The organism is Bacteroides muris (ex Fokt et al. 2023) (assembly GCF_024704895.1).
In the GTDB taxonomy this organism is placed as follows: Bacteria; Bacteroidota; Bacteroidia; order Bacteroidales; family Bacteroidaceae; genus Bacteroides; species Bacteroides muris.
The window spans coordinates 55,767-77,125 of record NZ_JAMZEE010000016.1; the positions used below are offsets into that span (position 1 = coordinate 55,767).

The window sequence follows — 21,359 nt, forward strand, 5'->3', positions numbered from 1 at the left end:
GTAATAGATAATAAATCTAAAGATGTCGCTAAATTTATCAAAAAAAGGCATTACTTTTGTCTGCTGCTCCACGAAGCAAGACATCAATAACTAAAAACACATAATCTGAATGAAGAAACGGTTTTTATCTGTAATTGTTCTGGGTGCCGCACTGCTCTCTGTGCAGGCACAGGAAGGAAAAGGCGGCATCAGCCCCGAAATGCTTGGACAAATCAAGCAAAGTTATCAAGGCACGGCTGCCGACAAGGCTCTCCGCAATGCCATAGGCAGTAACGATATCCGCAGACTGGCACTCAACCAGGAGAACATGCAGGGTATGAATACCCACTTCTCCGTCAAGGTAGAGTCCAGAGGCATCACCGACCAGAAGTCGTCCGGCCGTTGCTGGCTGTTCACCGGGCTCAACGTGATGCGTGCCAAGACCCTTGCCAAATACGGTTTCCAGTCTTTCGAGTTTTCCGAAATCTATCCCTTCTTTTGGGACCAGCTGGAGAAGTCCAATCTTTTCCTGCAGGGCGTTATCGACACAGCCAAGAGTCCCTTGGCCGACAAGACTGTAGAATGGCTCTTCCAGCATCCGTTAAGCGACGGAGGCACCTTCACCGGTGTGGCTGATATCGTCTCTAAATACGGCCTTGTGCCTAAAGATGCCATGCCCGAAACAAACAGCAGTGAAAACACCTCCCGCATGGCTAATCTAATCTCTCTGAAATTGAAAGAGTATGGCCTGCAACTGCGTGATATGGCTGCTGCCGGTGCCAAGCCAGCAACTTTGGAGAAGGAGAAAACCACGATGCTCGGAACCATCTACCGCATGCTGGTGCTGAATCTCGGTGTACCTCCCACGGAGTTCGACTATGTCCGTCACGATGCCAAGGGGAATCCCGTGGAGACAGAGCATCACACTCCTATGTCCTTCCTTGAGAAATATGGAGACAAGCAACTGCTGACCAACTACGTAATGTTGATGAACGACCCCAGCCGCGAATATTACAAGTGTTATGAAATAGACTACGACCGTCATCGTTACGATGGTAAGAACTGGACTTATGTCAACCTGCCCGTAGAGGACATCAAAGAGATGGCCATCGCTTCCTTGAAGGACAGCACCATGATGTACTTCTCTTGCGATGTGGGCAAGTTCCTGAATTCCGAGCGCGGCCTGCTTGATGTGAAAAACTATGACTACGAGTCACTGATGGGCACCACCTTCGGGATGGACAAGAAGCAACGTATCCAGACCTTCTCCAGCGGCTCTTCCCACGCCATGACCCTGATGGCCGTTGACCTGGACAAGGACGGGAAACCCTTGAAATGGATGGTAGAGAACAGTTGGGGAGCCGCCTCCGGTTATCAGGGACATCTCATCATGACCGATGAGTGGTTCAACGAATACATGTTCCGCTTGGTGGTGGAGACAAAGTATGTTCCTGCCAAAGTGATGGAATTGTTCAAACAAAAACCTATCCGCCTGCCGGCATGGGACCCGATGTTTGCAGAAGAAAAGTGATGATAAGGATTAGGGACTAATGGGCTGCGTTAAAACTCCGCAGGGGGCTAATATTTAATTCCCTAACCCCCTAATTCTTAATTCTCGTGTTCGTTAACGAAAGGGATTACGGAAATTTCTCCGTAATTCCTTTCTTTTTTACTCTTTATTCACGTTCTTTTTTGCTACTTTTGCGGCAAATTAATGAAACCATTATTTTAAATAAACGCATGGCAAATGTAATTAAATTACGTAAAGGCCTTGACATTAACCTGAAAGGCGCTGCTGCACAGGAACTTGTGTCTGTTAAGGAACCGGGATTCTATTCGCTGGTTCCCGATGACTATACAGGCATCACTCCGAAAGTGGTGGTCAAAGAGCAGGAATATGTGATGGCCGGGGGACCCTTGTTTATCGACAAGAATCATCCTGAATTGAAATTTGTTTCGCCCGTCAGTGGCGTAGTGACAAGCGTGGAGCGTGGTGCGCGCCGCAAGGTGCTGAACATCGTCGTAGAGGCTGCCACTGAGCAAGACTATGAGGAATTCGGCAAGATGGACCCGTCCAAGATGAACGGCCGGCAAGTGAAGGAAGCTCTTTTGCAGGCAGGTATGTTCGCTTTCATCCGCCAACGTCCGTACGACGTTATCGCTGACCCGACGGTGACTCCGAAAGCTATTTTCATTTCGGCTTTCGACAGTAATCCGCTGGCTCCCGATTTCGAATTCGCTCTGAAAGGAGAAGAAGCAAACTTCCAGACGGGGCTCGACGCTTTGTCAAAGATGGCAAAGACGTATCTGGGTATTAGTGTAAAACAGAAGGCTGCTGCTCTTGTGCAGGCCAAGAACGTTACCGTGACTGCTTTCGACGGACCGCATCCGGCAGGTAACGTGGGCGTACAGATTAACCACATCTCTCCCGTAGTGAAGGGCGAAACGGTTTGGACCATCAGTGCCGAAGCTGTACTCTTCATCGGACGTTTGATGAATACCGGTCGTGTAGATTTGACCCGTACGGTAGCCGTAACAGGTTCTGAAGTGTTGAAACCCGCTTATTGCAAGCTGAAAGTCGGTGCTTTGCTGACGAACGTTTTCAAAGGAAACGTGACTACCGGCAAAGATCTTCGCTACATCAGCGGTAACGTACTGACCGGTAAGAAGGTTGCTCCGAACGGTTTCCTCGGCTCTTTCCACAATCAACTGACAGTGATTCCCGAAGGAGACGAAATCCATGAAATGCTGGGCTGGATTATGCCGCGCTTCAATCAATTCAGTGTCAGCCGCTCTTACTTCAGCTGGTTGATAGGTAAGAAGGAATATGTGATAGATGCCCGTATCAAGGGTGGTGAACGTCACATGATCATGTCCAATGAATACGACCGAGTATTCCCGATGGACATCTTCCCCGAATATTTGGTGAAAGCAATTATTGCAGGTGATATTGACCGTATGGAGGCTCTGGGCATCTACGAAGTAGCTCCCGAGGACTTCGCTCTCTGCGAATTCGTATGTTCTTCCAAGGTGGAAGTGCAGCGTATCGTACGTGCCGGACTCGATATGCTCCGTGCCGAAATGGCGTAATGCAATTAAGAATTAAGAATTTAAAAATAAAAATGATAGTTGAACGTTGTGATATGAGTTGCCTGGCATAATGTAGCGCAGCTATTTCTCAATTTTCAATTCTCAATTATCAATTTGATAAATGAAAGCGTTAAGAAATTATCTCGACAAGATAAAGCCGAACTTTGAAGAGGGCGGCAAATTCCACGCATTTCAGTCGGTGTTCGATGGCTTCGAAACATTCTTGTTCGTGCCCAATGCCACTTCGAAATCGGGAACGCATATTCACGACTCCATTGACAGCAAACGCATCATGTCGATGGTGGTCATTGCGTTGGTACCGGCGCTGTTGTTCGGTATGTATAATGTAGGTTACCAGCATTTCCACGCTACTGGTGTTGCCGGAGGCTTCTGGGAAATGTTCATCTACGGTTTCCTGGCTGTATTGCCAAAAATCATTGTATCATATGTGGTAGGTCTCGGCATTGAGTTCGTAGTGGCTCAGTGGAAGAAGGAGGAGATTCAGGAAGGCTTCTTGGTTTCCGGTATCTTGATTCCGATGATTGTTCCGGTGGACTGTCCGTTGTGGATTCTGGCAGTTGCCACTGCATTCTCCGTAATCTTTGCCAAGGAAGTATTCGGTGGTACGGGCATGAACGTGTTCAACGTGGCCTTGATTACCCGTGCATTCCTATTCTTCGCCTATCCTACGAAGATGTCCGGTGATGCCGTTTGGGTATCGGACGACAGTATCCTCGGTCTGGGACAGTCGGTAGACGGTCTGACGGTAGCTACTCCGCTGGGTGCTGCCGCTACTTCGGGCACTGTTCCTGAGTTCTCTTGGGATATGGTGACCGGTCTTATTCCGGGTTCCATCGGCGAGACAAGCGTTATCGCCATTGCCTTGGGTGCCATCCTGCTGTTGTGGACGGGCATTGCAAGCTGGAAGACGATGTTCTCTGTATTCGTAGGCGGTGCCTTCATGGCATGGGTGTTCAATGCAATCGGGCCCGACACTCCGATGGCGCAGATGCCGTGGTACGAGCACCTCGTGCTGGGTGGTTTCTGTTTCGGTGCCGTGTTCATGGCTACCGACCCCGTTACATCGGCACGCACGGAGACCGGTAAGTATATCTTCGGATTCCTGATTGGTGCAATGGCAATCATTATCCGTGTGCTGAACCCCGGTTATCCCGAAGGTATGATGCTTGCCATCCTGCTGATGAATATCTTCGCTCCGCTGATTGACTACTGTGTGGTACAGGGTAACATCAGCCGTCGCGAGAAACGTGCAATCAAGTCTAACAATTAAATACCGGAAAAGAAATGAATACCAATAGTAATAGTTATACTATCATTTATGCTTCGGTAATGGTTGTTATCGTTGCATTCCTGCTGGCATTCGTAAGTTCTTCCTTGCGCGAGACGCAGAACAAGAATGTGGAACTTGACACGAAGAAGCAGATTCTTGCTGCGCTCAACGTCAAGGACGTGAAGGATGCCGAAGCCGAATATAATAAATATGTAAAGGGCGATATGCTGATGAACGTTGACGGTACTCTGACAGAGAATACCGGTGCGTTTGCCACCGCTTACGAGAAGGAAGCCAAAGAAAATAACCGTCTGCACGTGTTTGTAGCAGAGGTTGATGGTGAAAAAAAATATGTATTTCCCGTTTACGGTGCTGGCCTTTGGGGTGCTATCTGGGGATATGTTGCGCTGAACAGCGACAAGGATACCGTTTACGGTGTTTATTTTTCCCATGCCAGCGAAACTCCGGGTCTGGGTGCCGAAATCGCAAGCGCACACTTCCAGGGAGAATTCCCCGGTAAGAAGACGCTTGAGAATGGTGAGATAGCTCTCGGTGTTGTGAAGAACGGCAAGGTAGAAAAAGCTGACTATCAGGTAGACGGCATTTCCGGTGGTACCATCACTTCTGTTGGTGTGGATGCCATGTTGAAGGCTTGTCTGAGCAGCTACAAGAACTTTTTAACTAATAATAATGAGGAGGAATAAGAATATGGGACAATTGTTTTCAAAGAAGAATAAAGAAGTATTCTCTACTCCGCTGGGACTGAATAACCCCGTCACCGTGCAGGTATTGGGTATCTGTTCTGCTTTGGCTGTTACTGCCAAGCTGGAGCCCGCCATCGTGATGGGTCTTTCGGTGACGGTGATTACGGCATTTGCCAACGTAGTGATTTCACTGTTGCGCAAGACGATACCCAACCGTATCCGTATCATTGTTCAGTTGGTGGTGGTTGCCGCATTGGTGACTATCGTAAGTGAGATTCTGAAAGCTTTTGCTTACGACGTAAGTGTACAGCTTTCTGTATATGTAGGTCTGATTATCACCAACTGTATCCTGATGGGACGCTTGGAAGCATTTGCCATGCAGAACGGTCCTTGGGAGTCTTTCCTTGACGGTGTGGGCAACGGTTTGGGATATGCCAAGATTCTGGTAATCGTAGCTTTCTTCCGCGAACTCCTGGGTTCGGGAACACTGCTCGGTTTCAACATCTTGAACTATGAGCCTTTGCAGAAGTTGGGGTATGTGAACAACGGCTTGATGCTGATGCCGCCGATGGCACTGATTATCTGTGCCTGCATCATCTGGTATCAGCGTGCACGTCACAAAGAATTGCAGGAAAAGTAATAATTTGAAGTAGTCAGCATTCAGTACCAGTAGTTGGAATCAGATACTCTGAATCATTTTTCTACTTACTACTTTTTACTTACTACTTAACTACTTATAAAGATTATGGAACATTTATTAAGTTTATTCGTCCGCTCTATCTTTGTGGACAACATGATATTCGCATTCTTTCTCGGTATGTGTTCTTACCTTGCCGTATCGAAGAATGTGAAGACTGCCGTGGGACTGGGCATCGCCGTAACTTTCGTGTTGGTAGTTACACTTCCGGTCAACTATTTATTGCAGACAAAGGTGCTGGCTGCCAACGCAATCATTGAAGGCGTTGACCTCAGTTTCTTGAGTTTTATTCTTTTCATTGCCGTAATTGCAGCTATCGTTCAGTTGGTGGAAATGATTGTAGAGCGTTTCAGCCCTTCGCTGTATGCTTCACTGGGTATCTTCTTGCCGCTGATTGCTGTAAACTGTGCCATCATGGGTGCTTCTCTTTTCATGCAGCAGCGCATCACGCTGGGCGAGAGCGATCCGAAATTCATCGGTGGTATTGCTGATGCTGTTTCTTATGCGTTTGGTTCAGGTATCGGTTGGTTGCTGGCTATCGTAGGCTTGGCTGCCATCCGTGAGAAAATGGCCTATTCTGACGTTCCGGCTCCACTGAAAGGACTGGGTATAACGTTTATCACAGTAGGTCTGATGGCAATGGCATTTATGTGTTTCTCTGGTTTGAACATCTAAAAGAAAGGAATAGAACAATGGATATGAATATGATATTAGCAAGCATTGGAGTATTCCTCGTGGTTGTCCTCCTGCTTGTTGTTATCCTGCTGGTTGCCAAGAATTTCCTGGTGCCTTCAGGTAATGTGAAACTGACTATCAATGGCGAGAAGGAACTGGACGTAGCTTCCGGTTCTACATTGCTGAATACGCTGTCTGTAAATGGTGTGTTCCTTTCCTCCGCTTGTGGTGGTAAAGGTTCCTGCGGACAGTGCAAATGCCAGGTGGTGGAAGGTGGAGGCGAAATCCTGCCTTCTGAGACTCCGCACTTCAGCCGTAAGCAAATACAAGACCACTGGCGTCTGGGTTGCCAGGTGAAGGTGAAGGGTGATATGGCCATCAAGGTTCCCGAAAGCGTGCTGGGCGTGAAAGAATGGGAGTGCGAGGTTATCTCCAACAAGAATGTGGCTACGTTCATCAAAGAGTTTATCGTTGCATTGCCCAAAGGCGAGCACATGGATTTTGTTCCGGGTTCATACGCGCAGATTAAGATTCCTAAATATTCGATGGATTATGATAAGGATATCGACAAGGAACTTATCGGTAAGGAATACTTGCCTGCATGGGAGAAATTCGGTCTGTTGGGCTTGAAGTGCCGCAATGACGAAGAAACCATCCGTGCCTATTCTATGGCCAATTATCCTGCCGAGGGCGACCGCATCATGTTGACGGTACGTATCGCTACGCCTCCGTTCAAGCCGAAAGATCAGGGTCCGGGCTTCATGGATGTAATGCCGGGTATTGCTTCTTCTTATATCTTTACCTTGAAACCGGGTGATAAGGTAATCATGAGTGGTCCTTACGGAGACTTCCATCCGATATTCGATTCCAAGAGGGAGATGATGTGGGTCGGCGGTGGTGCCGGTATGGCTCCGTTGCGTGCACAGATTATGCACATGACGAAAACACTGCGCACTACAGACCGCGTGATGAACTACTTCTACGGTGCGCGTGCGTTGAACGAAGTGTTCTATCTGGAAGACTTCCTGCAGATAGAAAAGGATTTCCCAAACTTCAAGTTCCATCTTGCATTAGACCGTCCCGACCCTGCCGCCGATGCAGCGGGCGTGAAGTATACTCCGGGCTTCGTACACAACGTAATTTACGAGACTTACTTGAAAGACCACGAAGCTCCCGAAGACATCGAATACTACATGTGTGGTCCCGGCCCTATGTCGAAAGCTGTTGAGAAGATGCTTGACGACCTCGGTGTTCCGGCTCAGAACCTGATGTTCGATAACTTTGGCGGATAATCTTCCTTGTCCGTTTTGAGATAATAAAAAGACTCCGGCATGGCCTTCATGGTTTTGCCGGAGTTTTTTTATTCGGGTCATTTCCTCTCTAATGAAAGAAAGTGGAGTGGATTTTTCGTCGCTTTTTCTTTATTCCTTGATATTGATGAAGGAGAATGCAGTCCTTCAGAGTTTCCATGTTGGATGTTTTTTATTGAGTGTTGTTGTCCTCTTCTGTTTCTTCTTGAAGGGTGTCTTTGGGCAGCAATCTTGGAGAAATGCGTTTCTTAGGAGTGAGGCTCATGCCTTTCAGCATTTCGGCTTGGCGCACTACGCTGCCATTACCGTCCGAAAGCTGGTTGAAGGCTTTGTCGTAATCCCTTTGCAGGCTGGTCAGCCGGTCGCCGATACCGAGGAAGGTGTCGGTAAAGCCTGCAATTTTTTCATATAAGATGGTGCCGCGCTTGATGATAGCCTGCACATTCTTTATCTGGTTCTCTTTCTTCCAAAGGTCGAGCGAGAGGCGCAGGGCACTAATCAGGTTGGTGGGGTTCATCAGTACCACCTTTTTGTTGTAGGCATATTCCCAGAGGTGGGCATCGCTTTGGATGGCGAGGAAGTAAGCACCTTCGGTAGGGATGAACATCATAACGAAATCCGGCGATTGAGCGTCATAGTGCGAGTAGTCCTTGTGGCTGAGTTCGTCGATGTGGGCGCGGACGGATTGCAGGTGTGCTTTCAGAAAGTGTGCCTGTTCCTCCTTGCTTTCGGCGGAGGTATAGGCGGCATATGCTGTCAGCGACACTTTGGAGTCGATAATCATTTCCCGTTCATCGGGGTACTTTACAATGATGTCGGGCTGCATCTTTTGCCCGCTTTCTTCATTGATGATGGCTTCGCCTCGTTCGTCTTTTAGAAACTCCTGACGGAAGTAGTGTTCTCCTTCAATCAGTCCGGAGGCTTGCAACAGACGTTCCAAAATCATTTCACCCCAGTTGCCTTGCATCTTCGAATCTCCTTTCAAGGCACGGGTCAGGTTGTTGGCATCTTCGCTGAGGCGATTGTTCAGTTCCACCAGTTCCTTGATGCGTTCTCCCAGCGAGAAACGTTCTTTGGCTTCGGCACTGTATACTTGTTCCACCTTCTGGCGGAAGTCCTTCAGATTATCCCCCAGCGGACGGAGCAGATTGCCCAGGTGTTCGGCATTCAGCCTGGTAAAGTCTTCGGCTTTGCTCTGGAAGATACGGTTGGAGAGATTCTCGAACTCGATGTTCATGCGTTTGTGCAATGCTTCGGCTTCTTCCTTCTGCAGCTTCAATAATTCTATTTCCTTCTTTGTCCCGCTGATTTCCGCCCTCAGTGCGGCAGACTTGCGGTCTGCCGCCAGATAGCCGACTACGGTTCCGATGATTATCCCTATAATCAGTAATACTATCTCCATAAGTGTTTTGAAGTGTCCGCCTTATTGTGTCAATATTTCGTTTCCGTCTTCAGTAATCAGGATTTGGCTTTCCCATTGGGCAGAAGGCAGTCCGTCGTCTGTGCAGACAGTCCATCCGTCGGCTTCGTCGATAAAGACTTCGTAGCTTCCCATGTTAATCATCGGTTCGATGGTGAACGTCATGCCGGGTACTATCAGCATGCCCGTTCCACGTTTGCCGAAGTGTTCCACATCCGGTTCTTCGTGGAACTTGACGCCACAGCCGTGTCCGCAAAGGTCGCGTACCACGCTATATCCGTTCTTTTCCGCATGTTCCTGGATGGCGGCACCTACATCACCGAGGCGTGCCCAAGGCTGTGCGGTTTGTATGCCTATGTCACGGCATTCTTTGGTGACCTGTACCAGTTTCTGCATGTCGGGGCTGACTTCGCCAATCATGAACATGCGTGATGCGTCGGCAAAGTAACCTTTGTAGATGGTGGATACATCGACATTTACAATGTCACCGCTTTTCAGGAATTCCCTGGTGCTGGGGATGCCGTGGCACACTACATCGTTGATGCTGGTGCATACACTTTTGGGGAAACCTTCGTACATGAAGGGAGCGGGGATAGCGTCGTGGTCTGTGGTGAAGCAATACACCATGTGGTCAATTTCGGCTGTGGACATACCTTCTCGAATGTTCTCGGAGAGATAATCCAGCAGGGCTGTGTTGATTTTGGCACTTGCACGGATACCGGCCAACTGCTCCTCGGTACGGAGTGCGCTTCGCATCGGCAGTTTATACCCTTCTTTCTTATAATGTTGAATTTTGGCTTCTACTTCGTCGGAATAGTTTTTAGGAGTAAACCGGACTCCTTTCATGAACTTTTTCATTGTCTTTTCTTTTTTATGAATGTGCAAAAATACACAATAATGCAGGTGCTTGTACTATCGAGAGCCGAAAAACATTTGTTTTCTTTATCCCAATACCGGCTTAGAGGGTATTCATCACTTCTATTTCGCTTCTTGAACTGTCTATTCTCCGTACCTGTATCTGGGTCTTTATGCGTTCTTTCAGTCCTTCCACGTGGCTGATGATGCCTACCTTCTTGCCACCCATCTGGTGTAGTTTTTCCAATGTATCCATGACGGTGTTCAGGTAGTCGCTGCTCAGTGTGCCGAAGCCTTCGTCTATGAACAGAGTGTCTACCGAGAGGCTCTGGCGGCTGAGGGAAGAAAGTCCGAGGGCAAGCGACAGAGATACCAGGAAGCTTTCACCGCCCGACAAGGTGCATGCCGGACGCGCCGCTCCTCCTTGATGGAAGTCGCGCAGCAGGATGGTGAGCGATCCGGCCTGGCATTCCAGTTCGTAGCGGTCGGTCAAGTGTTGCAGATAGAAATTGGCACCTGCCAGCAGCTCTTTCAGGACGAAGCTCTGGGCTATGTTGCGGAAGTTTTTTCCCCGTTCGTCACCGAAATGGCGGCAGAGGCGGTCCCACTTCAGATACTCTTCACGTAGCCGGTCAGCATGTTCCTTCTCTTCCTTTATCCGGTCGATGTTGCGCATGTTTTCTTCCAGACGTAACTTCTGCTGGCCGATGGACTGGTTGCCGACGGTTATCTTTTCTTCGAGATTCGCGATGAGTGCATCCAGGGTTTCGAGGTTTTCATTTTCTTCTATTTCGGGCTTCCGGCTGATGTGCTCTTCCACTTGTCCGGTGGTCAGATGAAAGGCGGTTGATGCAGCTACTTCTTCCTCTTTGATTGTCTGCAATGAGGCACGCAATGCTTCTATCCGTGGGCTGGACCAAGCGGATAAGACCGTGATACGCTCCTCGTCGAGAGTGGGATTGACGGCATAGAACCCGGTTAAATCCTTTTGTAGCCTTGCCATTTGGTCTGCGGTGGAGGATATGCTTTGTTTCAGTTTGCTTGCCTGTGTATTCAGGTCATTCCAGGCTATCCCCAGGTTTTTGATTTCCGTTTCCTGTGTTGCTGCAGGTGCGTTTCGCCAGTCGGGGAATGCGGTATCAATGCTTTTCCTGTTTATGTTTATCCCTTCCAGCTCTTTATGGATAAGGGCAATGGCGGACTTCAGTTCTCTTTGTTTTTCCTGCGCCAGCCGGTAGTTGCGCGTAGCTTGCGTCAGGCGGTCAATAAAGGAGAGGGGAGAGTTTTCCCATTCCGTGTTCCATCCCTCCCAAAGGATGTGAGGAGTGACGCGGTTTATGGTGGCATGTATGTTCTCCTTTTCGTTGGCAGTGAGCGACTCGTAATTGACGATGCTGTTTTTCAGTTCATTCAGCATTTTGTCGGCAGAGTTGAAGGCTTGGCGTGCAGCGTCCACGCTTTTCTGGCATTCATCCTTTTGCCGTTGCAGAGTTGTGATTTGTGTGCTGAGCCTTTGAACTTCCGTGAGCTTTTCGTTCAGTTTTTCCGATTCCAGCTTGTTCTTTTCCAATAGCTTCTTCAGAGTTTCGCCGATGGTGTCGGAGAGGCCGATGCCGTTGCATCGGGCGCATTGGGCTTGTGCGTCAGCGTGGGCAAGGTTGTAGCTCCGGAGTGCTCTTGCTGTAGACTGACGGGCATTCTCTGCCAGTGTTCTGTAGGTTTTGGATTCTGTCCGGTTGTTGTTCAATGCCTGCTCGGCTTCCTTGTATTCTTTCTCTCTTGTTTCCAGGGATGTGCGTATGGGAGCAAGGACAGACTGGAAATCTTCATCTTTGCAGAGCGATTTTATTTCTTGTCCGCACACGGGGCAAGTATCCCCGACGGCAAGCCGGGAGCGTGCTTCCTTTGCCCACTCTTCTATGGCTTCCTTTTGCTTGTCGTACAGGGTGCGGATGTCATCATAACTTGTTTTCCTGCTGTCGAATGCCGTTTGCAGGAGGACGTATTGCTTTTGGCACGCCTCCACTTTGGCGTTCAACGTCTTTTCGTTTTCCTTCGCCTCGTTCAGTGTCCTTTCCGTTTCGGCCAGCAGAGACAAGGCATTCAAGGCTTGTAGCAGGTTCTCCCGTCCGGCGTCGAGTTTGTTTTTCTTGTCCTGCAGGGCAGGGCGGTCCATGGTTTCAAGCTGCTTGTTCCGTAGGTTTATTTCGTTTTGCAGTGCATGGTTCTCTTGTTCTTTCCGGGCGAGGGCGGCTTCCTTGTCGGTGCGCTCTTTGACCTTCACGGGTTGTTGTGCGGCAAGTCTTTCAAGCTGCGCGTTGTAGGTGCCGATGCGCGTTTGGGCATCGAGTGCGGATTTTAGGCCGGTAATGATGGACTGGCTTTGCTCGAACATGGGTAGTAAGGGCGAGTGCTCTTGCAAGTACTTCTCGGCACGATGCAGCTTGTCTTCTTGCTCTTTCAGGAAACTGCATAGCCACTTGCTTCCTCCGTCCAGCCGGGCGAAGGATGCTTTCAGTATCCCGGCTTGTGCATGGTTCTGTTGTTGTTGCTGTTGCTGCTGTTTCAAGGTAGAGAGCCAGTTGCGGGCATCGGCGGTGGCATTCCATTCCTTAATCAGCAGTTCTTTCTGTTTGAATTCGTTCGATTGCAGTTGCGCTTGCTTCCCTTCCCACATCTTCTTTTGCTGTTCACGGGCGAGGAGGAGTTCGGCGTATTTCTTCAGCCAGTCCCGTCTAGCGAGGGCGATGGTCTTCTGCTCATTGGCTTCCTTGACTCCGGCATTTTGCGTGGCTATGGCTTCATTGATTGCGGCGACTTCTTCTTCTGCCAGGATGTGGATGCCTTCCAACTTCCGGTTCTGGTTTTCGTATTCTGTCCGTCTTTGCTTGGTGGAGGCATATATTTCGGCACCTATTTCGGAGTAGATACTTGTGCCGGTCAGCTTTTCCAGGATATCCGATTTTTCGCTTTCCTTGCTTTGCAGGAACTTGGTGAAGTCGCCTTGCGCCAGCATGGTGGTGCGGCAGAATTGTTCGAAGGTCAACCCCACTGCAGCTTGTATTTCCGCTTTTATCTCATTTTTTTTGTTGAGTTGTATGCCGGTCTTTCTGTTTTCCAATGTCCAGCGCACATCCTGCACGGTTCCTGAAATCTTGCGGTGCGCCCGTGCCACGTACCATCGGGCAGTGTAGGGCGTTTCGTTCGAGCCGGTAAACTCCAGCTCCGTCCATGCTTCACTGGTGTTACGGCGCATCAGTTGCCGGCTGTCGTTGATGGCAATGTCTTCCTTTTTGGCAGAGAAAGTCTGGTTCAGGTCCTTGTATTTTTCGTTCTCGGCATGGTCCATGCGGGGCGTGTCATTGTAGAGTGCCAGGCAGATGGCGTCGAGAATGGTTGTCTTGCCTGCCCCCGTCTCTCCGCAGATAAGGAAGAGGGATTCTTCACTTAGCGGTCTGTTCTCGAAGTCGATGACGGCATCTTCTATGGAGGCAAGGTTCTTTATGGTGAGTTTCTGGAGTTTCATGTTCCGGACAGATGATTATGAGTTATTCTTACTTTTCACTTTTTGCACGGCAGTCTCCATCAGCTGGCAAAGTTCTGTGTCCATCTCTTCTCCTTCGGTTTCGCGGTAGTAGAGTCTGGCAATTTCCAGAGGAGACATTTCCTGCATTTCCTGGATGGAGATATGCTTGCTCTTGTCAGCGTCGGGTTGCCGTTCGCGGGTGGTCCTGATGTAGCAGTATTTGCATGCCTTGCCTTTGGCGGCGTTCGAGGCTTTTTCGTTGCAGTCGGGTGGCAGGTAGCCTTTTGTCAGCACATTCAGACGGAGGTATGCAGGTCTCTCTTCCGGGTATTCTTCCAGTAATTTCAGGGCGTCTTCGAAAGGCGTCGGGTCATGGGGAAGCGTGACGAGGGGAATTGCATTTTCAATTTCCCTTGTACTGATTTGTGGTTCTACACCTTTCTCCAACTTGACGATGGAGACGGAGTGAGGATAGGTTTCGTCGAAGCTGACGGGGAGGGGGGTACCGCAATAGCGTGCGTGGTGATGACTGCCTTTGATGTCCTGAGGGCAATGGATGTGCCCGAGTGCCAGGTAGTCGTACCCTTCTCCCATAGCGCTGAGGGGAACATACTCTATTCCGCCGATACTCTCATCGTGCCCGCTGCGGTCGCTGCCTTCGATGGAGAGATGAGCCATGAGGACGACGGGCAGCTGTGCCGTATTCCGTTTTTTCACTTCGTCCAGCAACGCCTGGAAGAAGCGTGCCTGCCGTTGGTCGCGCGGTGTTTCAGAGTCCAGCAGGGGGAAGTTTTGCGGATAGACGTGGGGCACGGCAATAACGTAGCCTGTTGTCCCTTTTTCATTGTCCACCTCGATGATGTGCTTGTCCAGGTTCACTTCCTCGGCCGTACGTTCGATGTTCCCCACGACGTTCAGGCCGAAGTGTTGCCATAGGCTGCTGTCTATTTCCAGTTTCGAGCTGCTGTCATGGTTTCCGGCAGTGACTACGATGGCCATTCCGGGGCAGGCTTGGTGAATGTTCAGCATGGCGTCGGTGTACATCTTCTGCGTGGCGGCGGCAGGAGCGGAGTAGTGGTAGATGTCTCCGCTCACCACCATGGCGTCGGGCTGCTCTTCGGCCACTATGCAGGCGAGTTGCCGTAGGAAAGCCTGCTGCTCGGCGGTGCGGTCGTAGTTGTAGAGGGTGTGTCCCAGGTGCCAGTCGCTGGTGTGTAGTATCTTCATTGTTTTTATGGTTTCAATGGGTGTGGGTTACTGTTTTCTTAGAATATAAATCTTGTGCGTCCCCCTTCCTTTATAGTCGATGCCCGATTCGGGATTGGCTATCCATTCGCGCAACTCGCGGGAGGCGGTGGACTTCAATAAGCCGGTCAATCGGCAATAGTCGGCTTGGGTCATGAAGCTGTTCTTCTCCAGGTACTTTTTGGCCCGTTCCAGCCGTTCCTGTGGAGAGAACATCTGTGAGGAGCGCCGAAACTTGTCGCTGGAACGTTTCAGATGGCATTGGCGGGCTGTACGGTACAGTAGTTCTTTGTCCGCCTTGAAGTGTATGTCCTTCAGGCAGATGCTGGCTGCGTTTCGCTTGGTGTCTCCTTCTTCTCCCGTCTCCCGTTCGCGGTCTTGGCGCAGGCCGAGGGCGGGGGTGAATACTCCTAAGTTGTCAATCTTCACGGAGTAGCCTTGTCCCATCTGGTAGGCTATTTCGTCGGTGACGGCTTGCATCAGTCCGATGATGTCGCCTCGTGTGAAGGATGAGGCGTATGTTATCTTTTCGGTGATGGTTTCCAGGTCCACCTGCCCGTATAGTTTCATTCGTGGGTAAAGGATGCGTTTGCCGTCTTCTCCCGGCAGGTTCAGTTCCTGCATGTTGTATTCTGCCATGATGGTGATGTTGTTATGAGGTTCGTTCGTCTTCGGGGTTTGCAAAGTTTATCCCAAGGTTGCGGATGCGTGTCCCAAGGTTGGGGATTTCTATCCCAAGGCTTGGGATAGACAAACCAAGGGCGAAGGTAATTCTTTATCTCTATACTTGCAAACTTTACTATTGGTAGTTAGGAAGTTTTTTATTGCTAGTCGGGAAGTTTTTTGTTAGGAGTTGAGGTGAGAAGAGTCCTATTTTGTATCTTTGGAACAAATTGATGAGAGTGGAGAAATCCATTCAAAAAATGATATATATGATATGAGAACACTTTCTAATTCAGAACTGACAATTAAAGTTTCACCGCATGGAGCCGAGTTATGCAGTATCTTGCATGATGGAAAAGAATATCTTTGGCAGGCAGACCCTGCTTTCTGGAAACGGCATTCTCCGGTGCTTTTTCCCATTGTAGGTAGCGTTTGGGAGAATGAATACCGCCACGAAGGCGTTTCCTACGCATTGACGCAACACGGTTTTGCCCGCGATATGGATTTTGAATTGATGCTTGAACTGGAAGATGAAGTGCGTTATCGACTGGTTGACAGTGAGGAAACACGCAAGAAATATCCTTTCCCGTTTTGCCTTGAGATAGGCTATCGGATAGAGGGAAAGAAGATTGAGGTGCTTTGGAAAGTCATCAATACCGGAACACGCGAAATGCACTTCCAGATAGGGGCCCATCCGGCTTTCTATTACCCGGACTATGATACGGAGACAACGGACCGTGGATATTTCGGCTTTGATAAGACGGAAGGTTTGCACTATATCCTTATCTCCGAGAAAGGATGTGCCGCTCCGGATAAGGAATATTTGCTTGAGTTGACAGATGGCCTGCTGCCTTTGGACATCCACTCCTTTGATAAAGATGCCCTGATTCTGGAAAACAGTCAAGTGAAAGAAGTTACATTATATAATAAGGAGAAGAAGCCCTATCTCAGTCTGTATTTCGACACTCCGGTGGTGGGGTTGTGGTCGCCTCCGGCCAAGAATGCTCCGTTTGTCTGCATCGAGCCGTGGTACGGGCGTTGTGACCGTGCCCATTATAAGGGCGAATATAAGGATAAGGACTGGATGCAGCACTTGGCGCCGGGAGGAGTCTTTAAAGGTGGGTATACAATTGATATAAGATAAAAAATGAAGAAGGATACTGAAAATAATTCGGTATCCTTTTTATTTGGAGAATGCAATGTCATTATCTTTGCGCCCGGTAAAAAATATAGGTTGTTTTTTAAGGTATGAAGAAGAGTCTTATTGCATTGGCGTTCGGCACATTGGGGCTAGGGATTGCCGAATTTACGATGATGGGTATTTTGCCCTATGTGGCTACTGATTTGGGAATCAGCATTCCCGTGGCCGGTCATTTCATTTCTGCGTATGCGTTGGGTGTTTGTTTTGGTGCGCCCATGCTGCTCCTGGCCCGTAAACGCCCGTTGAAGCAGATTCTGCTGGTCTTGATGGCATTAATGATTGTGGGTAATATTTGTGCGTCTATGGCACCCAATTATTGGGTCTTGCTGTTGGGACGTTTTGTTTCCGGACTTCCTCATGGCGCTTATTTTGGGGTGGCTTCCATTGTTGCGGGAAAATTGGCTGATAAGGGGAAAAGCTCGGAGGCGGTTTCAATTATGATAGCGGGAATGACTGTGGCCAATCTGTTTGGGGTGCCGTTGGGTACTTCGTTGAGCCATACACTGTCTTGGCGTGCCACGTTTCTGCTGGTAGGTGCCTGGGGATTGATAACACTGTACTACATTTGGCGTTGGGTACCGCAGGTCGAAGGACTGAAAGACACGGGATTTAAAGGACAGTTCCGTTTTTTGAAGAAGCCGGCGCCGTGGCTCATATTGGGAGCTACGGCTTTGGGCAACGGTGGCGTATTCTGCTGGTATAGCTACATCACCCCGTTGCTGACTGAGGTTTCCGGTTTTAGTGCGGAAAGCATTACGGCGCTGATGGTACTGGCAGGATTCGGAATGGTTGCCGGCAATCTGGTCAGTGGGCGCATGTCCGACCGGTACACTCCGGGAAAGGTAGGTACGGTGGTGCAAGGGATGATATGTGTTATTTTATTATTGATATTTTTACTCTCGCCCTATCCGTGGTGTTCGGCAATATTGATGACACTCTGTACGGCAGGTTTGTTTGCCGTCTCCAGTCCGGAGCAGGTGTTGATGATTCGTGTGGCCCCTGGAGGAGAAATGTTGGGAGGCGCTTGTGTACAGATGGCCTTCAATTTGGGGAATGCTATCGGAGCCTATATCGGAGGTCTTGCCTTGAGTGGAGGATACCGTTATCCCGCATTGGCAGGCGTACCGTTTGCACTGATGGGATTTATTTTATTCCTTGTCTTCTACAAGAAATTCCAGGATAAGTATTAAGTGTTTCATTTTTTTTGTGTATGTTTGTCCGCAAGTATTAACTAAACTCGATAACTTATGAAGACTTTGAATTATGTGAAGATATTGCTGTTGTGTGTATTTACGATTGGGCTGGCGTCTTGTGGGGATGATGTATATTATACCATGCAGAATAGCGACGACAAATTGTGTGGGAAGACGTGGATAGAAGAATATCAGACGGAAAACAAAGATGGAGTTGAAGTGTTATGCAGTCATCAGCTGAAGTTTGCCAAGGCTGATAATTCTGGACAGGAAATCTGGGAGTATTATCGCGGAGGCGAGTCCCGTCCCTATGAAACGACTTCACGTACTTTTACTTGGAAATGGATGGATAAGTCTATGGAGGGGTTGACTCTGAATTATGGTGCCGGTGAAATCAAGTACTTTGATAATGTATGGGTGCGCGAACATTATTTATCCGGTAAACTGGATGGAGTGGTTGTTATGATGGTAGATGCTAATTATAAATAAAGTATGGCTTATGAATAATATGTTGAAATACACAAAAATGTTATTGTTGTTTGTCCTTGTATTAGGATTGACATCATGTGATAGTGAGGAAGAAACGGAATATAATCTGCCCGGTGAATGGTATACATCTGAAGAAATAGATTTCGGGGCATATACTTGGGGTAGGGGGACGATTATGACCTTTAACGCGCGCAACCAAGGTACTATTGGTTCATATGGCGACCCGAATTATTTGCTTTTCAGATGGAATTGGGTTAGTGGGGCTTACAATCTGATGGAATTGGAATTCTATGATGATGGCAGCATGGCTTACATTGAAGGAGCCATGGCTGATTCTTATTCTTTCAGTGGTACTTGGTATAATAGCTGGAGGGAATATCAAGATAATATTCACGGACAGCCTTTTCGTATGCGTCGGCAATGACGACATGCTTATCAATAAAAAACGGAGCAAATCAATTGCTCCGTTTTTTATTGTATGTCAGCTTTTTACTTATTCTTCAAAACCAATTTCTTGAACTCTCCCGGATAAGGTGTTTCAAACCGCATCAGCTCTCCCGTGACGGGATGATAGAAACAGAGTTTGAAAGCATGCAGAGCCAAGCGATTGATAGGATTTACGTCTTCCAGTCCATAGCGTCCGTCACCGATGATGGGATGCCCCAAATCCTGCATGTGTACGCGTATCTGATTCTTGCGTCCAGTCTCCAGATTCAGTTCGACAAGGGAATACCCATTGGCGCGCTTGATGGTACGGTAGTGTGTAATGGACTCTTGCCCTCCATCATCTGTCGGGCTGGAGTATACATACAGCTTACGGTCCGTCAACCAAGAAACCACGGTTCCTGCATCTTTTTCCATCTCGCCGACCACTACGGCTACGTATCGCCGGTCTGTTACAATGTCATGCCAGTTATCGCGTAGTGTACGTTGGGTCTTCTCGTCTTTGGCAAACATCATCAAGCCGGAGGTGTCACGGTCCAGGCGATGCACAATATATACGCGGTGCTGCCTGCCCGAGCGTTGTACGTATTCATTCAAGATGGTATAGGCTGTACGTTCTTTTTGTCTGTCAGTGTTGACGGACAGCAAGCCCTGCATTTTCTCTATCACGATAATGTAGGCATCCTCGTATACAATCTTCATCAGTTTATGGTTGAACTCCTTTCGTCCCTTTTCGCGGCTGATTTGTACTTTCATACCCGGTTTCAGGGGGAAATTGTATTGTGTAGTGATAACGCTGTCTACATATATGATGCGTTTGCTTAGCAATGATTTCAGCTTGGTGCGGCTGGCATCCGGCATTTTTGCTGCCAGAAACTCCATGAGTTCCATCGGTTCCTTCACCATGTAGTCCGTATATTGTGTGCGGGCTCTTGCTGTAATTTTTTCTTTTGCCACGACTGGTTTTAATTTACGATTAGACAATTTACAATTTACGATTGAAAACTACTTGGATTTTCAATCTTTTAATTCCAATAATACTACGTTTTCCACGTGGTGGGTGTGCGGAAACATGTCTACCGGTTGAACGGCCTTTACTTTATATTTCGCATCGAGCAGTTGCAAATCGCGCGCCTGCGTAGCCGGATTACAGCTGACATATACGATGCGTTTGGGCTCGGCAAACAGAATGACATCCACTACATCCTGGTGCATTCCGGCACGGGGAGGGTCGGTGATGATGACATCGGGACGACCGTATTGGTTGATGAAGTCTTGTGTCAGCATGTCTTTCATGTCTCCGGCAAAGAACAATGTGTTTTCAATTCCGTTAATCTCGGCATTGACCTTGGCGTCTTCAATCGCTTCGGGCACATACTCTATGCCGATTACCTGGCGTGCTTGCTTGGATACGAAATTGGCAATGGTGCCCGTACCGGTATAAAGGTCATAGACAAGCTCGTTACCGGTCAGTCCGGCAAAGTTGCGCGTTACTTTGTAGAGGTTGTAGGCTTGCTCGGAGTTGGTCTGATAGAAAGATTTGGGACCTACCTTGAAGCGCAGTCCCTCCATTTCCTCGAAGATGTGGTCTTTCCCCTTGAAGGTGTGTACCTCAAGGTCGGTAATGGTATCGTTACACTTATTATTAATAATGTATAGCAGGGAAGTGATTTCAGGGAATGTATCTGCTATGTATTGCAGCATTTGCTTGAACAGAGCCATTTCCTCCTCTTTCTCTATCTTGCAGATGAGGATTACCATCAGTTCGCCGGTGGTAGAGGTACGCACAATCATATTGCGTAGCATTCCTTCATGCGTACGCAGGTTGATGAAAGAATAGTTGTGCCGGTAGGCATAGTCGCGTACTGCATTGCGGATGCGGTTGGATATATCATCCTGCAACCAGCACTTCTCTATGGCAAGCACTTTGTCGAAAGCATTGGGAATATGGAAGCCTACGGCATTCATCTGTTCGTACACTACATTCTGCTGAACCTCTTCCGTCGTCAGCCAACGTTTGTTGGAAAAAGTGTACTCCAGCTTATTCCGGTAGAACTGAGTTTTTTCTGAACCTAGTATCGGAGAAATTTCCGGCAATTCTATTTTGCCGATGCGGGTGAGGTTGTCCGTTACTTGTTTTTGCTTATACTTGATTTGCTCGGAATAGGGGAGAACCTGCCATTTACAACCGCCGCATACACCATAATGTTGGCAGAATGGAATTGCTCGTACTGCCGAATATTCATGGAATTTCACTGCTTCGGCTTCAGCATAATGATGCTTTTTTCTCTTAATTTGCAGGTCAACTACGTCGCCGGGGACGACATATGGTACGAAAACCACCAAATCATTGACTTTTGCGATGGCTTTTCCTTCGGCAGCCACATCCGTAATTGTCACCTTCTCCAATAGGGGAAGTTCTTTTCTTTTTCTTGCCACTTTTACACCAGTCTAATAAATTCTTCGGCAAAAATAGGCATTTTTTTCGGGATTTCTCTCTATGAAATGAAATATTAAAGATTGCAATGTCGAAATTGCATTTTAGCATAAAGTTTTTTCTGAAAAAGTTTTCTAGTC

General features: G+C 48.4%; 18 protein-coding genes. 11 read left to right on the plus strand and 7 right to left on the minus strand.

The annotated features are described in order from the left end of the window. Positions 1–109 precede the first annotated feature (109 nt). The 7 genes from M1B78_RS08625 (at position 110) to nqrF (ending at position 7,728) form a co-directional block, all read left to right on the plus strand. Entirely contained in the window at positions 110–1,510 is a 1,401-nt protein-coding gene (locus tag M1B78_RS08625) for a C1 family peptidase (protein WP_136010517.1), read from the plus strand. A gap of 209 nt (positions 1,511–1,719) precedes the next feature. Next, positions 1,720–3,069, plus strand: coding sequence for a Na(+)-translocating NADH-quinone reductase subunit A (locus M1B78_RS08630; RefSeq protein ID WP_257940430.1), 1,350 nt, complete (start codon positions 1,720–1,722; stop codon positions 3,067–3,069). Between the two features lie 121 nt (positions 3,070–3,190). Beyond that, entirely contained in the window at positions 3,191–4,360 is a 1,170-nt protein-coding gene (locus M1B78_RS08635; protein ID WP_136010515.1) for an NADH:ubiquinone reductase (Na(+)-transporting) subunit B, read from the plus strand. Between the two features lie 14 nt (positions 4,361–4,374). Then, complete coding sequence (locus M1B78_RS08640; protein WP_136010514.1) at positions 4,375–5,064, plus strand: Na(+)-translocating NADH-quinone reductase subunit C; 690 nt, start codon at positions 4,375–4,377, stop codon at positions 5,062–5,064. A gap of 4 nt (positions 5,065–5,068) precedes the next feature. Further along, positions 5,069–5,704: an NADH:ubiquinone reductase (Na(+)-transporting) subunit D gene (locus M1B78_RS08645; RefSeq protein ID WP_136010513.1), complete on the plus strand. Its 636-nt coding sequence runs from the start codon at positions 5,069–5,071 to the stop codon at positions 5,702–5,704. Between the two features lie 105 nt (positions 5,705–5,809). Next, positions 5,810–6,436: an NADH:ubiquinone reductase (Na(+)-transporting) subunit E gene (nqrE, locus tag M1B78_RS08650; RefSeq protein WP_136010512.1), complete on the plus strand. Its 627-nt coding sequence runs from the start codon at positions 5,810–5,812 to the stop codon at positions 6,434–6,436. A 17-nt stretch (positions 6,437–6,453) separates the two neighbouring features. Further along, complete coding sequence (gene nqrF, locus M1B78_RS08655) at positions 6,454–7,728, plus strand: NADH:ubiquinone reductase (Na(+)-transporting) subunit F (RefSeq protein ID WP_136010511.1); 1,275 nt, start codon at positions 6,454–6,456, stop codon at positions 7,726–7,728. A 190-nt stretch (positions 7,729–7,918) separates the two neighbouring features. Here nqrF and M1B78_RS08660 read toward each other — a convergent pair whose 3' ends face one another. The 5 genes from M1B78_RS08660 to M1B78_RS08680 form a co-directional block, all read right to left on the minus strand. Beyond that, positions 7,919–9,148, minus strand: a complete 1,230-nt coding sequence (locus M1B78_RS08660) for a DNA recombination protein RmuC (RefSeq protein ID WP_257940431.1) — start codon at positions 9,146–9,148, stop codon at positions 7,919–7,921. Positions 9,149–9,169: 21 nt separating this feature from the next. Then, positions 9,170–10,024 (minus strand): type I methionyl aminopeptidase, encoded by an 855-nt coding sequence (map, locus tag M1B78_RS08665; protein ID WP_136010509.1) that lies wholly within the window; start codon positions 10,022–10,024, stop codon positions 9,170–9,172. A gap of 100 nt (positions 10,025–10,124) precedes the next feature. Next, positions 10,125–13,547, minus strand: coding sequence for an AAA family ATPase (locus M1B78_RS08670; protein ID WP_257940432.1), 3,423 nt, complete (start codon positions 13,545–13,547; stop codon positions 10,125–10,127). A 15-nt stretch (positions 13,548–13,562) separates the two neighbouring features. Next, positions 13,563–14,774, minus strand: a complete 1,212-nt coding sequence (locus M1B78_RS08675; RefSeq protein WP_257940433.1) for an exonuclease SbcCD subunit D — start codon at positions 14,772–14,774, stop codon at positions 13,563–13,565. A gap of 27 nt (positions 14,775–14,801) precedes the next feature. After that, the gene (locus M1B78_RS08680; RefSeq protein ID WP_257940434.1) at positions 14,802–15,431 is read right to left on the minus strand and encodes an HU family DNA-binding protein; all 630 of its coding nucleotides are present in this window, start codon (positions 15,429–15,431) and stop codon (positions 14,802–14,804) included. A 298-nt stretch (positions 15,432–15,729) separates the two neighbouring features. Here M1B78_RS08680 and M1B78_RS08685 point away from each other — a divergent pair, with 298 nt between their 5' ends. From M1B78_RS08685 to M1B78_RS08700, 4 genes are all read left to right on the plus strand, one after another. Beyond that, positions 15,730–16,599, plus strand: coding sequence for an aldose 1-epimerase family protein (locus M1B78_RS08685; protein ID WP_257940435.1), 870 nt, complete (start codon positions 15,730–15,732; stop codon positions 16,597–16,599). 104 nt (positions 16,600–16,703) lie between these two features. Then, positions 16,704–17,846, plus strand: a complete 1,143-nt coding sequence (gene araJ, locus M1B78_RS08690) for an MFS transporter AraJ (RefSeq protein ID WP_005836469.1) — start codon at positions 16,704–16,706, stop codon at positions 17,844–17,846. A 57-nt stretch (positions 17,847–17,903) separates the two neighbouring features. Continuing rightward, positions 17,904–18,338: a hypothetical protein gene (locus M1B78_RS08695; protein ID WP_005828348.1), complete on the plus strand. Its 435-nt coding sequence runs from the start codon at positions 17,904–17,906 to the stop codon at positions 18,336–18,338. Positions 18,339–18,348: 10 nt separating this feature from the next. Continuing rightward, entirely contained in the window at positions 18,349–18,762 is a 414-nt protein-coding gene (locus tag M1B78_RS08700; protein WP_005836471.1) for a hypothetical protein, read from the plus strand. 65 nt (positions 18,763–18,827) lie between these two features. Here the strand turns inward: M1B78_RS08700 and M1B78_RS08705 are convergent, their stop codons facing one another. Continuing rightward, complete coding sequence (locus tag M1B78_RS08705; protein ID WP_257940436.1) at positions 18,828–19,739, minus strand: RluA family pseudouridine synthase; 912 nt, start codon at positions 19,737–19,739, stop codon at positions 18,828–18,830. A gap of 60 nt (positions 19,740–19,799) precedes the next feature. Next, on the minus strand, positions 19,800–21,221 hold the full coding sequence (gene rlmD, locus M1B78_RS08710; protein WP_257940437.1) for a 23S rRNA (uracil(1939)-C(5))-methyltransferase RlmD: 1,422 nt from the start codon (positions 21,219–21,221) through the stop codon (positions 19,800–19,802). Positions 21,222–21,359 lie beyond the last annotated feature (138 nt).

What these genes read in the sequence shown, in the direction of transcription:
- nqrE (WP_136010512.1), top strand. Translation starts at nt 5,810, where the DNA reads ATGGAACATTTATTAAGTTTATTCGTCCGCTCTATCTTTGTGGACAAC.
- araJ (WP_005836469.1), top strand. Translation starts at nt 16,704, where the DNA reads ATGAAGAAGAGTCTTATTGCATTGGCGTTCGGCACATTGGGGCTAGGG.
- M1B78_RS08640 (WP_136010514.1), top strand. Translation starts at nt 4,375, where the DNA reads ATGAATACCAATAGTAATAGTTATACTATCATTTATGCTTCGGTAATG.
- M1B78_RS08675 (WP_257940433.1), bottom strand. Translation starts at nt 14,774, where the DNA reads ATGAAGATACTACACACCAGCGACTGGCACCTGGGACACACCCTCTAC.
- M1B78_RS08700 (WP_005836471.1), top strand. Translation starts at nt 18,349, where the DNA reads ATGAATAATATGTTGAAATACACAAAAATGTTATTGTTGTTTGTCCTT.
- M1B78_RS08695 (WP_005828348.1), top strand. Translation starts at nt 17,904, where the DNA reads ATGAAGACTTTGAATTATGTGAAGATATTGCTGTTGTGTGTATTTACG.
- M1B78_RS08680 (WP_257940434.1), bottom strand. Translation starts at nt 15,431, where the DNA reads ATGGCAGAATACAACATGCAGGAACTGAACCTGCCGGGAGAAGACGGC.
- M1B78_RS08660 (WP_257940431.1), bottom strand. Translation starts at nt 9,148, where the DNA reads ATGGAGATAGTATTACTGATTATAGGGATAATCATCGGAACCGTAGTC.
- M1B78_RS08645 (WP_136010513.1), top strand. Translation starts at nt 5,069, where the DNA reads ATGGGACAATTGTTTTCAAAGAAGAATAAAGAAGTATTCTCTACTCCG.
- M1B78_RS08625 (WP_136010517.1), top strand. Translation starts at nt 110, where the DNA reads ATGAAGAAACGGTTTTTATCTGTAATTGTTCTGGGTGCCGCACTGCTC.
- nqrF (WP_136010511.1), top strand. Translation starts at nt 6,454, where the DNA reads ATGGATATGAATATGATATTAGCAAGCATTGGAGTATTCCTCGTGGTT.
- M1B78_RS08635 (WP_136010515.1), top strand. Translation starts at nt 3,191, where the DNA reads ATGAAAGCGTTAAGAAATTATCTCGACAAGATAAAGCCGAACTTTGAA.
- M1B78_RS08630 (WP_257940430.1), top strand. Translation starts at nt 1,720, where the DNA reads ATGGCAAATGTAATTAAATTACGTAAAGGCCTTGACATTAACCTGAAA.
- map (WP_136010509.1), bottom strand. Translation starts at nt 10,024, where the DNA reads ATGAAAAAGTTCATGAAAGGAGTCCGGTTTACTCCTAAAAACTATTCC.
- M1B78_RS08685 (WP_257940435.1), top strand. Translation starts at nt 15,730, where the DNA reads ATGAGAACACTTTCTAATTCAGAACTGACAATTAAAGTTTCACCGCAT.
- M1B78_RS08670 (WP_257940432.1), bottom strand. Translation starts at nt 13,547, where the DNA reads ATGAAACTCCAGAAACTCACCATAAAGAACCTTGCCTCCATAGAAGAT.